This is a genomic window from Streptomyces camponoticapitis, assembly GCF_014646115.1.
Lineage (GTDB): Bacteria > Actinomycetota > Actinomycetes > Streptomycetales > Streptomycetaceae > Streptomyces > Streptomyces camponoticapitis.
The window spans coordinates 72,299-84,629 of record NZ_BMMV01000008.1 but is presented as its reverse complement, the minus strand read 5'-3'; the positions used below and the strand labels follow the sequence as shown (position 1 = coordinate 84,629).

Annotated in this window: 10 protein-coding genes; all 10 read left to right on the top strand. The window is 70.5% G+C overall.

The annotated features are described in order from the left end of the window. The first annotated feature begins 9 nt into the window (after positions 1 to 9). The 10 genes from IEY79_RS14695 (at position 10) to IEY79_RS14650 (ending at position 12,305) form a co-directional block, all read left to right on the top strand. Positions 10 to 1,557 carry a UDP-N-acetylmuramoyl-L-alanyl-D-glutamate--2,6-diaminopimelate ligase gene (locus IEY79_RS14695; RefSeq protein ID WP_189107894.1) on the top strand — a complete coding sequence of 516 codons (1,548 nt, stop codon included), beginning with the start codon at positions 10 to 12 and terminating at the stop codon, positions 1,555 to 1,557. Between the two features lie 279 nt (positions 1,558 to 1,836). Then, positions 1,837 to 3,267, top strand: a complete 1,431-nt coding sequence (locus IEY79_RS14690) for a UDP-N-acetylmuramoyl-tripeptide--D-alanyl-D-alanine ligase (RefSeq protein ID WP_189107893.1) — start codon at positions 1,837 to 1,839, stop codon at positions 3,265 to 3,267. Beyond that, on the top strand, positions 3,264 to 4,334 hold the full coding sequence (gene mraY / locus IEY79_RS14685) for a phospho-N-acetylmuramoyl-pentapeptide-transferase (RefSeq protein WP_189107892.1): 1,071 nt from the start codon (positions 3,264 to 3,266) through the stop codon (positions 4,332 to 4,334). Before IEY79_RS14690 ends, mraY begins: the two co-directional genes overlap by 4 nt. Beyond that, positions 4,331 to 5,830 carry a UDP-N-acetylmuramoyl-L-alanine--D-glutamate ligase gene (gene murD, locus IEY79_RS14680; protein ID WP_189107891.1) on the top strand — a complete coding sequence of 500 codons (1,500 nt, stop codon included), beginning with the start codon at positions 4,331 to 4,333 and terminating at the stop codon, positions 5,828 to 5,830. The genes mraY and murD overlap by 4 nt, the downstream gene beginning before the upstream one ends. A 90-nt stretch (positions 5,831 to 5,920) precedes the next feature. After that, entirely contained in the window at positions 5,921 to 7,438 is a 1,518-nt protein-coding gene (gene ftsW, locus IEY79_RS14675; protein ID WP_189107890.1) for a putative lipid II flippase FtsW, read from the top strand. A 6-nt stretch (positions 7,439 to 7,444) separates the two neighbouring features. Beyond that, positions 7,445 to 8,539, top strand: coding sequence for an undecaprenyldiphospho-muramoylpentapeptide beta-N-acetylglucosaminyltransferase (gene murG / locus IEY79_RS14670; protein ID WP_189107889.1), 1,095 nt, complete (start codon positions 7,445 to 7,447; stop codon positions 8,537 to 8,539). Between the two features lie 13 nt (positions 8,540 to 8,552). Beyond that, positions 8,553 to 9,350: a cell division protein FtsQ/DivIB gene (locus tag IEY79_RS14665; protein WP_189107888.1), complete on the top strand. Its 798-nt coding sequence runs from the start codon at positions 8,553 to 8,555 to the stop codon at positions 9,348 to 9,350. Between the two features lie 275 nt (positions 9,351 to 9,625). Continuing rightward, positions 9,626 to 10,840: a cell division protein FtsZ gene (gene ftsZ / locus IEY79_RS14660; RefSeq protein WP_189107887.1), complete on the top strand. Its 1,215-nt coding sequence runs from the start codon at positions 9,626 to 9,628 to the stop codon at positions 10,838 to 10,840. Next, positions 10,837 to 11,589: a peptidoglycan editing factor PgeF gene (pgeF, locus tag IEY79_RS14655; RefSeq protein ID WP_189107886.1), complete on the top strand. Its 753-nt coding sequence runs from the start codon at positions 10,837 to 10,839 to the stop codon at positions 11,587 to 11,589. Before ftsZ ends, pgeF begins: the two co-directional genes overlap by 4 nt. Next, the gene (locus IEY79_RS14650) at positions 11,586 to 12,305 is read left to right on the top strand and encodes a YggS family pyridoxal phosphate-dependent enzyme (protein ID WP_189107885.1); all 720 of its coding nucleotides are present in this window, start codon (positions 11,586 to 11,588) and stop codon (positions 12,303 to 12,305) included. Before pgeF ends, IEY79_RS14650 begins: the two co-directional genes overlap by 4 nt. Positions 12,306 to 12,331: the final 26 nt, after the last annotated feature.

Sequence of the window (12,331 nt, the reverse complement as noted above, 5' to 3'; positions counted from 1 at the left end):
GACGCGCCCGTGAATCACCCCGGAGCGCCCCGCCCGGACCATGTCCGGCCGACGTCACTCGTGGACCTGGCCGCCCGGCTGGGTGCCGAGCCCCCGGCGGACGGGGCGGCGACAGGCATCACCCACGACTCACGAGCGGTACGCGACGGGGACGTGTACGCCGCCCTGCCCGGCGCCCGCTTCCACGGCGCCGACTTCTCGGCCCAGGCGGCGGACCTCGGCGCGGCGGCGATCCTGACCGACCCGGCGGGCGCCGAACGCGCCGCCGCGACCGGGCTGCCGGTGCTGGTGACCCCCGACCCCCGGGGCAGCATGGGCGAACTCGCCGCCGAGATCTACGGCCACCCGGGCGCCGGCCTCCTCCAGATCGGCATCACCGGCACGTCCGGCAAGACCACCACGGCCTACCTGGTCGAGGGCGGGCTGCGCGGCGCCGGACACCACACCGGGCTGATCGGCACCGTCGAGATGCGGATCGGTGACGAGCGCATCAAGTCCGAGCGCACCACCCCCGAGGCCACCGATCTCCAGGCGCTCCTCGCCGTCATGCGCGAGCGCGGTGTCGACTCCGTTGCCATGGAGGTTTCCAGCCACGCGCTGGTGCTCGGCCGGGTCGACGGCTGCGTCTTCGACATCGCCGTCTTCAACAACCTCAGCCCGGAGCACATGGAGTTCCACTCCGGCATGGAGGACTACTTCCAGGCGAAGGCGCGGCTGTTCACGCCCGAGCGCAGCCGGGTCGGTGTCGTCAACTACGACGACGAGTACGGGCGCCGCCTGGTCGACGAGGCGGGCGTGCCCATCACGACCTTCTCCGCCGAGGGCCACCCCGACGCCGACTGGCGTGCCGAGGAGGTCGAGGTCGGCTCGCGCGGCAGCACGTTCACCGTCGTCAGCCCCAAGGGCGAGCGGATCCGCGCCGAGGCGCCGCTGCCCGGCCCCTTCAACGTGGCCAACACACTGGCCGCCGTCGTCACCCTCGCCGTGGCCGGAATCGACCCCCAGGTCGCCGCGGACGGCATCGCGAACGTGCCCGGCGTTCCCGGCCGGCTGGAGCGGGTCGACGCGGGCCAGCCGTATCTCGCCGTCGTCGACTACGCGCACAAGACGGACGCGGTCGAATCGGTCCTGCGCTCGCTGCGCAAGGTCACCCGGGGCAAGGTGCACGTCGTTCTCGGCTGCGGCGGCGACCGCGACCGGTCCAAGCGACCCTCGATGGGCGCGGCGGCCGCCAGGCTCGCCGACACCGCCGTACTGACCTCGGACAACCCCCGCTCCGAGGACCCGCTCGCGATCCTCGCCGCGATGCTCGCGGGCGCCGCCGAGGTGCCCATCCACGAGCGCGGCGACGTCCTGGTCGACGCCGACCGCGCGGCGGCCATCGCGTCCGTGGTGTCACGCGCGGGCGAGGGCGACACCGTCCTGATCGCCGGCAAGGGCCACGAACAGGGCCAGGACATCGCCGGGGTCGTCCGCGCCTTCGACGACCGCGAGGTGCTGCGCGAGGCCATCGAGCGCTCCTGCCGCGGCAGGAGCGAGAGCGGCCACCAGGGATGAGTTCCCCGCCGGTCACCCGGAGACCCCCACCGGGCCGCGCGCCCCGCCCCGGGGCGTGTCCGGCGGATCCTCGTGGGCCCGGAACGCCCGGCACGGCACCTCGCTTCGTCGCCGGACTCGTCCACGTACGTCCAGTTCGAGCACGATCCTCCGCCTCGCGACGCACCGCACCATGTGACATCAGCCGCTTCGCGGCGGGCCCGGGCTGATCCACGATGATCCGCCGGACAGGCCCTCGTCCCCATCCATCACCCGCCCTCCAATTGCCGGACGGTCCCCGTGATCACCCTCTCCCTCGCCGAGATCGCCACCATCGTCGGCGGGCAGCCGCACGACATACCGGATCCGGACGTCCGCGTCACCGGGCCCGTCGTCATCGACTCCCGCCAGGTGGCGGACGGCAGTCTCTTCGCCGCCTTCGCCGGTGAGAACGTCGACGGCCACGACTACGCCCGCAAGGCCGTCGACGCGGGCGCCGCCGCCGTCCTGGCCCTCCGCCCCGTCGGTGTCCCCGCCATCGTCGTCGAGGACGTCGTCCAGGCCCTCGGCGCCCTCTCCCGCGCCGTCGTGAAGCGCACCGGCGCCACGACCGTCGCCCTCACCGGATCGTCGGGCAAGACCAGCACCAAGGACCTCATCGCCCAGCTCCTGCGGCGGGCCGCCCCCACCGTCTGGCCCGACGGCAATCTCAACAACGAGATCGGACTCCCGCTCACCGCCCTGCGCGTCGCCGAGGACACCCGGTTCCTCGTCCTGGAGATGGGCGCGCGCTACATCGGTGACATCCGCTACCTCACCGGCCTCGTCCCACCGAGGATCGGCCTCGTGCTGAACGTCGGCACCGCCCACATCGGCGAGTTCGGCGGCCGCGAGCAGATCGCCGAGGCCAAGGGCGAGATGGTCGAGTCCCTGCCGTCCGCCGACGAGGGCGGCGTGGCCGTCCTGAACGCCGACGACCCCCTCGTACGCGCCATGGCCACCCGCACCAAGGCGCGCGTGCTGCTGTTCGGAGAGTCCGACGAAGCAGACGTACGGGCAGAGAACGTGCACGTCGACCCCCTTGGCAGGCCCTCCTTCCTCCTTCGAACACCCACCGGGTGCAGCGAGCTGACGCTACGGCTGTACGGTGAGCATCACGTGTCGAACGCGCTCGCCGCGACCGCCGTCGCCCATGAGTTGGGCATGTCCGTCGACGAGATCGCCCTGGCGCTCTCCGAGGCGGAAACCCTCTCCCGTTGGCGTATGGAGGTCACCGAGCGCGCGGACGGCGTGACGATCGTCAACGACGCCTACAACGCGAACCCCGACTCCATGAGAGCAGCGCTCCGCGCGCTGGTCGCCATGGGCGGTGCCGCCAGGGAAACCGGCGGACGCACGTGGGCGGTGCTCGGCCCGATGGCCGAACTCGGTGACGAGGCGCTCGCCGAGCACGACGCGGTCGGACGGCTCGCCGTCCGGCTCAACGTCAGCAAGCTCGTCGCAGTCGGGGGCAGGGAAGCGTCCTGGCTGCAACTGGGCGCCTACAACGAGGGTTCGTGGGGTGAGGAGTCGGTGCACGTGTCCGACGCGCAGGCGGCGGTCGATCTGTTGCGCAGTGAACTGCGTTCGGGAGACGTCGTGCTGGTGAAGGCTTCCAGGTCGGCCGGACTGGAGCGGGTCGCCCAGGCACTGCTCGAGAACGCAGTCGAGGGTGAGGTCTCCGGCCGATGAGGCAGATCCTCTTCGCGGGAGCCATCGGGCTCTTCCTGACCCTGATCGGCACGCCGCTGCTGATCAAGCTGCTGGCCCGCAAGGGCTACGGCCAGTTCATCCGGGACGACGGCCCTCGCAGCCACGGCAGCAAGAAGGGCACGCCCACCATGGGCGGCATCGCCTTCATCCTCGCGACCCTGATCGCCTACGCCCTGGCGAAGGTGATCACCGGTGAGGACCCGACGTTCTCCGGTGTGCTCGTCCTGTTCCTGATGGCGGGAATGGGCCTGGTCGGCTTCCTCGACGACTACATCAAGATCGTCAAGCAGCGTTCGCTGGGTCTGCGGGCCAAGGCGAAGATGGCCGGACAGCTGACCGTGGGCATCGCCTTCGCGGTGCTCTCGCTCCAGTTCGCCGACATCCGCGGCAACACCCCGGCCTCCACGAAGCTGTCGTTCGTGACGGACTTCGGCTGGTCCATCGGACCCGTGCTGTTCGTGGTCTGGGCGCTCTTCATGATTCTCGCGATGTCCAACGGCGTGAACCTGACGGACGGTCTGGACGGTCTGGCCACCGGCGCGTCGGTGATGGTCTTCGGTGCCTACACCTTCATCGGCCTCTGGCAGTTCCAGGAGTCCTGCGCCAACGCGCTGACCCTGACCAATCCCGACGCCTGTTTCGAGGTACGCGATCCGCTCGACCTCGCCGTCGTCGCCTCGGCCCTCATGGGCTCCTGCTTCGGCTTCCTGTGGTGGAACACCTCACCCGCCAAGATCTTCATGGGCGACACCGGCTCGCTCGCCCTGGGCGGCGCCCTCGCGGGCCTCGCCATCTGCTCCCGTACCGAACTCCTGATCGCCCTGCTCGGCGGCCTCTTCGCCCTCATCACCATGTCCGTCGTGATCCAGGTCGGTTCGTTCCGGCTGACCGGCAAGCGCGTCTTCAGGATGGCCCCCCTCCAGCACCACTTCGAACTCAAGGGGTGGTCCGAAGTCCTTGTCGTGGTCCGCTTCTGGATCATCCAGGGCATGTGCGTGATCGTCGGACTCGGACTCTTCTACGCGGGCTGGGCGGCCGACAAGTGAGCGACCGTCAGCCGGCCGGAGACTCGGTCGGAACGTCGCCCGGAGACCCGGCCCGAGACGCGGCCGGCCTCCGGGCCCGTTGGCACGGCAAGCGGGTCACCGTCGCCGGCCTCGGAGTCTCCGGGGTTCCCGCGGCCCGCACGCTGAAGGACCTGGGCGCGGTCGTCACGGTCGTCAACGACGGCGACGACGAGCGCGCCCGTAGCCAGGCCGCCGAACTGGCCGAGGCCGGCATCACCGTACGGCTCGGCGACGGCGCCACCCTCCCCGAGGGAACCGAACTCGTCGTCACCGCGCCCGGCTGGAAGCCCGACAAGCCCCTCTTCCTGGCCGCCGCCGAGGCCGGCGTACCCGTCTGGGGAGACGTCGAGCTGGCCTGGCAGCTCAGGGGCCCCGACGCCGCCCCCTGGCTGGCCGTCACCGGCACCAACGGCAAGACCACCACCGTCCGGATGCTCGCCGCGATCCTCCGGGCGGCGGGCCTGCGCACCGAGGCCGTCGGCAACATCGGCGTCTCGCTGCTCGACGCGGTCCTGCCCGACGAGAACGGCCGGGAGAAGTACGACGTCCTCGCCGTCGAACTCTCCAGCTACCAGCTGCACTGGGCGCCGAGCCTGCGCGCCCACTCCGCCGCCGTCCTCAACATCGCGCCCGACCACCTCGACTGGCACGGCTCCATGGAGGCGTACACCGCCGACAAGGGCCGTGTCTACGAGGGCAACACCGTCGCCTGCGTCTACAACGCCGCCGACAAGGTGACCGAGGACCTGGTCCGCGAGGCCGACGTCGAGGAGGGCTGCCGCGCGATCGGCTTCACCCTCGGCACCCCCGGTCCCTCCCAACTCGGCGTCGTGGAAGGCATCCTGGTCGACCGCGCCTTCGTGGAGAACCGGAGCGCACAGGCCCAGGAGCTCGCCGAGATCGGGGACATCGACCCGCCCGCCCCGCACAACATCGCCAACGCCCTCGCGGCGGCGGCCCTCGCCCGCGCGTACGGCGTCGCGCCCGCCGCCGTACGCGACGGACTGCGCGCCTTCCGCCCTGACCCGCACCGTATCGAGCATGTCGCGGACGTCGCGGGCGTGAGCTACGTCGACGACTCCAAGGCCACCAACACCCATGCCGCGGAGGCCTCGCTGGCGGCCTACGACCCGATCGTCTGGATCGCCGGCGGACTCGCCAAGGGCGCGTCCTTCGACGAGCTGGTCGGGAAGTCGGCGAAGCGGCTGCGCGGCGTGGTGCTCATCGGCCGCGACCGTGCGCTGATCGGCGAAGCCCTCGCGCGACACGCCCCCGAAGTCCCGGTCGTGGACCTCGAACAGACGGACACTGGGGCGATGTCGGCCGCGGTCCGTGCGGCGGCGCGCCTCGCGAAGACCGGGGACACCGTCCTGATGGCCCCGGCCTGTGCCTCGATGGACATGTTCGTCAACTACAACAAGCGGGGCGAGGCGTTCGCGGACGCGGTCCGCGCACTCGCCGCCGAGCACGCCTGACCGACCGGCCGACAGCCCGGCGAGCGCGAGCCGCGAGGGCCCCACCGGCCGGTCCGGTCGTGCCGCGCACGACTGGAGGGGACAGCGAAGATGCCGGCCGACGACACCGCGGGGCGACACCCGCGTTCCGCGCGTCCTTCGGTAGGCGGACGGTTCCCCGCCGCCGTACCACCCTTCGCCCTGCCCTCCCTCGGCTCGCCGCCCCTCGCCCTGCCGGGAGCGACCGGCGGCGCCGTCACGGGGCCCGTGGGCCCGCCGGCACCGCCCGGCCTCGCCCTGCGCGGCCGGGCCCCCGGAGCGGCCGTACGGCGCGCCCCGGCCGTCCGTGGCGGGTCCGCCGGCCCCGGCAGCCGGGGGCCCCGCCCGCCGAGCGGCAACAGGGTGCGGCGGATGTACGAGCAGGCCCGCCGCACCTGGGACCGGCCGCTCACCGCGTACTACCTGATCTTCGGCGCCAGCATGCTGCTCACCGTGCTCGGTCTGGTGATGGTCTACAGCGCCTCGATGATCAAGGCGCTGGAGCTCTCGCTGCCCGGCTCGTATTTCTTCCGCAAACAGTTCCTGGCGGCCGTCATCGGCGCGGGGCTGATGATGCTCGCCTCCCGGATGCCCGGCAAACTGCACCGCGCCCTCTCCTACCCGCTGCTCGTGGGCGCCGTCTTCCTGATGGTCCTCGTGCAGGTCCCGGGGATAGGGCACTCGGTCAACGGCAACCAGAACTGGATCTATCTCGGCGGCCCGTTCCAGCTCCAGCCCAGTGAGTTCGGCAAGCTGGCGCTGATCCTGTGGGGCGCCGATCTGCTCGCCCGCAAACAGGACAAGCGGCTGCTGACCCAGTGGAAGCATCTGCTGGTGCCGCTCGTCCCGGTCGCCTTCATGCTGCTCGGTCTGATCATGCTCGGCGGCGACATGGGCACCGCGATCATCCTCACCGCGATCCTCTTCGGACTGCTGTGGCTGGCGGGGGCGCCCACCCGGCTCTTCGGCGGCGTCCTCGCCGTCGCCTGCACCCTCGGTCTCATCCTCATCAAGACCAGCCCCAACCGGATGTCCCGGCTCGCCTGCATCGGTGCCACGGACCCCGGTCCGGGCGACCAGTGCTGGCAGGCCGTGCACGGCATCTACGCGCTGGCCTCCGGTGGATGGTTCGGTTCCGGCCTCGGCGCGAGTGTGGAAAAATGGGGTCAACTCCCGGAACCTCACACCGACTTCATCTTCGCCATCACCGGGGAGGAACTGGGCCTGGCGGGGACGCTGTCGGTACTCGCCCTCTTCGCGGCTCTAGGCTATGCGGGTATCCGCGTGGCCGGACGCACGGAGGACCCCTTCGTGAGGTACGCGGCGGGAGGTGTGACCACGTGGATCACGGCGCAGGCCGTGGTCAACGTCGGCGCGGTGCTCGGTCTGCTGCCGATCGCCGGAGTCCCGCTCCCGCTGTTCTCCTACGGAGGCTCAGCCCTGCTGCCGACCATGTTCGCTGTCGGGCTGCTGATCGCGTTCGCGCGAGAGGATCCCGCCGCGAAAGCGGCCCTGGCCATGCGAAGGCCCGGCGTGAGATGGAAGACGATGAGACGGCGCGTCAAGAAGCGTCCGTCCGGAGAGCGGTGAATTTCGGTGCATGTCGTACTCGCCGGTGGGGGGACCGCCGGCCACATCGAGCCCGCGCTCGCCCTCGCGGACGCCCTGCGGAGGCAGGACCCCACCGTGGGGATCACGGCCCTCGGTACGGAGCGCGGACTCGAAACCAGGCTGGTACCCGAGCGGGGGTACGAACTGGCCCTCATCCCCGCCGTCCCGCTGCCGCGCAAACCCACCCCTGAACTGATCACCGTCCCCGGCCGGCTCCGCGGCACCATCAAGGCCGCGGAGCAGATCCTGGAGCGTACGAAGGCGGACTGCGTCGTCGGCTTCGGCGGCTACGTCGCGCTGCCCGGCTATCTCGCCGCCAAGCGCCTCGGGGTGCCGATCGTCGTGCACGAGGCCAACGCCCGCCCCGGCCTCGCCAACAAGATCGGTTCGCGGTACGCGGCGGCCGTCGCCGTCTCCACCCCGGACAGCAAGCTGCGCGGCGCCCGCTACATCGGCATCCCGCTGCGCCGTACGATCGCCACCCTCGACCGGGCGCGGGTGCGTCCCGAGGCGCGCGCCGCCTTCGGGCTCGACCCCAACCTGCCCACGCTGCTGGTCTCCGGAGGCTCGCAGGGCGCCCGCAGGCTCAACGAGGTGGTCCAGCAGGCGGCGCCGTTCCTCCAGCGCTCCGGGATCCAGATCCTGCACGCTGTCGGACCCAAGAACGAAATGCCGCGCGTCGACAACATGCCGGGAATGCCGCCCTATGTCCCGGTACCGTATGTGGACCGGATGGATCTCGCTTACGCTGCGGCGGACATGATGCTCTGCCGCGCCGGCGCGATGACCGTCGCCGAACTCTCCGCCGTCGGGCTCCCGGCCGCCTACGTACCGCTGCCGGTCGGCAACGGTGAACAGCGGCTCAACGCCCAGCCGGTGGTGAAGTCGGGCGGCGGACTGCTGGTCGACGACGCCGAACTGACGCCCGAATGGGTCCAGGCGCATGTGCTGCCGGTGCTCTCCGATCCGCACCGGCTGTACGAGATGTCCCGCGCGGCCGCCGAGTTCGGCCGCAGGGACGCGGACGAGCTGCTCGTCGGCATGGTGTACGAGGCGGTCGCAGCGCGCCGCCAGGCATAGGAAGGCAGGGCCAGTGGCCGGACCGACGACCGCCGAGCGTGAAGCGGAACGCACCGAGTCGGAATCCGGCCGCCCCCGTTCGGGGCGGCGTCCGGGCCGTCGATTCCGGCTTCCCGGCCGCCGTTTTCTGCTTCTTCTTACTTCCTTGATCGTGCTCACCGGTGGCGGAATCTGGCTGCTTTACGGTTCCGCCTGGTTGCGGGTCGAGGAGGTGAGGACTTCGGGGCTCCAGGTGCTGAAGCCCGCCGAGGTGGAAGGTGTGGCGGCAGTTCCGTTCGGCACCCCCCTGATTTCCGCCGACACCGAAGCGATTGAGCGTCGACTTCGGCAGAAGCTGCCGCGTATCGACTCGGTGGATGTCGAACGGTCATGGCCGAACGGCATCGGTCTGAAAGTGACGGAGCGAAAGCCCGTGCTGCTTATCGAAAAGGGCGCAAAGTTCATCGAAGTGGACGCGAAGGGTGTTCGTTTCGCCACCGTCGAGAAGGCCCCGAAGGGCGTACCTCTGCTGGAATTGACGGTGGATCAGTCCCCGAGTGTGCGACGCTTCACAGCCACTCGTCTGATGTCCGAAGCGGTACGTGTCTGGGACGAACTCCCCGGCAAAGTCGCCGACGCCACCAGCGTGGTGAAGGTGCGTTCGTACGACTCGATCGCGCTGGAGTTGACCGGCGGGCGCACCGTGATGTGGGGGAGCGGCGAGGACGGCGGCGCGAAGGCGCGGGCTCTCACCGCTCTCATGAAAGCAGTTCCCGACGCGGCGCACTTCGATGTGAGTGCGCCCACCGCCCCTTCCGTATCAGGGAGTTGACGCGTATATGTGCTGACCAGCACCCTGGTTGGTCAGCCCTGTGCGTGATCACATAGGGTGAAAAGAAAAACGGGAGGTTCGGCGTGTTCGTTGAACGTGCGCCACGTGTCGACTTAGTGTCCTGTTCGGAAGAGTCCAAGAAGCAGACACACTGGTAACCCTAAACTTCAAGGTTAGGGTTCGGGTCGGCGTCCGGACCGTCCCATCGGCATCAGTCCCCGCCTCGCGACATCAGCGAAGCGGCGACACGTAACTCGAGGCGAGAGGCCTTCGACGTGGCAGCACCGCAGAACTACCTCGCAGTCATCAAGGTCATCGGTGTCGGCGGCGGTGGTGTCAATGCCATCAACCGAATGATCGAGGTCGGCCTCAAGGGCGTCGAGTTCATCGCGATCAACACCGACGCACAAGCCCTGTTGATGAGCGACGCCGACGTCAAGCTCGACGTCGGCCGTGAACTCACCCGCGGCCTCGGTGCCGGGGCGAACCCGGCAGTCGGCCGCAAGGCGGCAGAGGACCACCGCGAGGAGATCGAGGAGGTCCTCAAGGGGGCCGACATGGTCTTCGTCACCGCCGGCGAAGGCGGTGGAACCGGTACCGGAGGCGCTCCCGTCGTCGCCAACATCGCCCGCTCGCTCGGCGCCCTCACGATCGGCGTCGTCACCCGGCCCTTCACCTTCGAGGGCCGTCGGCGCGCGAACCAGGCGGAGGACGGCATCGCCGAACTCCGCGAAGAGGTCGACACCCTCATCGTCATCCCCAACGACCGCCTGCTGTCCATCTCGGACCGTCAGGTCAGCGTCCTGGACGCGTTCAAGTCCGCGGACCAGGTGCTGCTCTCGGGTGTCCAGGGCATCACCGACCTCATCACCACGCCGGGTCTGATCAACCTCGACTTCGCCGACGTCAAGTCCGTGATGTCCGAGGCCGGATCGGCCCTCATGGGCATCGGCTCCGCCCGCGGCGACGACCGCGCGGTGGCCGCCGCGGAGATGGCGATCTCCTCGCCGCTCCTCGAAGCCTCCATCGACGGCGCACGCGGTGTGCTGCTCTCCATCTCCGGCGGTTCCGACCTCGGTCTCTTCGAGATCAACGAGGCGGCGCAACTGGTCAGTGAGGCCGCGCACCCCGAGGCCAACATCATCTTCGGCGCCGTCATCGACGACGCCCTCGGCGACGAGGTACGGGTCACCGTGATCGCGGCCGGCTTCGACGGCGGCCAGCCGCCGACCCGACGCGAGACCGGACTCACCTCGGCCAAGCGGGACGACCAGCCGTCCTACCGTGCCTCCGCCCCGGAGCCCGAGTCGGCCCGTCCTTCCAGCGGGCTCGGCACGGTCCCCTCCCGCGAGGAGGCGCCCGCCCCCGAGCCGGCCCCGGTGGCCAACGAGAAGCCCCTGCCCCCGGTCTCGCCGCCGCACGTTCCGCCGGCCCGTCCGTACCAGGACACCCAGGCCGAAGAGCTGGATGTTCCGGACTTCTTGAAGTGATAGTCCAGCACAACGCGTTGAGCTCGGCCGGCGGCGCCCATTTCGCTTTCACCGACAGGTGGGGCGGGGTGAGCGCCGCTCCGTACGAGCAGCTCAACCTCGGCGGCGCGGTCGGCGACGACCCCGCCGCCGTCCGCGCCAACCGCACCGCCGCCGCCGAGTCCCTCGGGCTCGACGCGGCGCGGGTCGTGTGGATGAACCAGGTGCACGGCCGCGATGTCGCCGTCGTCGAAGGACCCTGGGAGCCGGACGGGTCGGGCGGAATCCCGGCGGTCGACGCCGTGGTCACCACGAGCCGGGGTCTCGCACTCGCCGTGCTCACCGCCGACTGCGTCCCGGTCCTGCTGGCCGATCCGGTGGCGGGAGTCGCCGCCGCCGCGCACGCCGGGCGCCCCGGAATGGTCGCGGGCGTCGTCCCGGCAGCCGTCGGGGCGATGGTCGAGCGGGGCGCCGACCCCTCCCGTATCACCGCTAGGACCGGCCCCGCCGTCTGCGGGCGCTGCTACGAGGTGCCCGAAGCCATGCGGGCCGAAGTCGCCGAAGCCGTACCGGAGTCCTGGGCCGAGACCAGCTGGGGCACCCCCGCGGTCGACGTCATCGCCGGGGTGCACGCGCAACTCGCCGAACTCGGGGTCGAGGACCGGCACCGCTCGGAGACCTGCACCCTCGAATCGGCCGACCATTTCTCGTACCGCCGCGACCGCACCACCGGACGGCTCGCCGGATATGTCTGGCTGGGGGCGTCATGACCGATCGCGCGACCGAACTCGCGGAGAATCTTCACACGGTGGAGAACCGTATCTCCTCCGCGTGCGCCGCGGCCGGGCGGAGTAGGGACGAAGTGACCCTGATCGTCGTGACCAAGACATACCCCGCGAGCGACGTCCGGCTGCTGCACGGTCTGGGCGTACGGCATGTCGCCGAGAACCGGGACCAGGACGCGGCACCCAAGGCCGCCGCGTGCGCGGATCTGTCACTGACTTGGCACTTCGTGGGTCAGTTGCAGACCAACAAAGTCCGTTCCGTGGTCGGTTACGCCGACATCGTGCAGTCGGTCGACCGGCTCAAGCTCGTCTCGGCGCTGTCCGCGGCCGCGGTGCGCGCGGACCGTGAGACCGGCGCGCTGATCCAGGTCGCGCTCGACGCCGACTCGGGCGCGCGAGGCGAGCGGGGAGGCGTCGCGCCGGACGGAATCGGGGAGTTGGCGGCGGCCGTCGCCGAGGCTCCCGGGCTGCGGCTGGACGGTCTCATGACGGTCGCACCACTCGCCGGGCCGTACGCCGGTCGCCAACGGGCGGCGTTCGAGCGGCTGCTGGAATTGTCATCCCTGCTGCGCGCGGACCATCCTGCTGCGAACATGGTGTCAGCAGGGATGAGTGCGGACCTCGAAGCAGCCGTTTCGGCCGGAGCGACACATGTGCGCGTCGGTACGGCGGTACTCGGAGTCCGCCCCCGGCTCGGGTAACGTCGCGAAGCAAGTCGGACCACAGC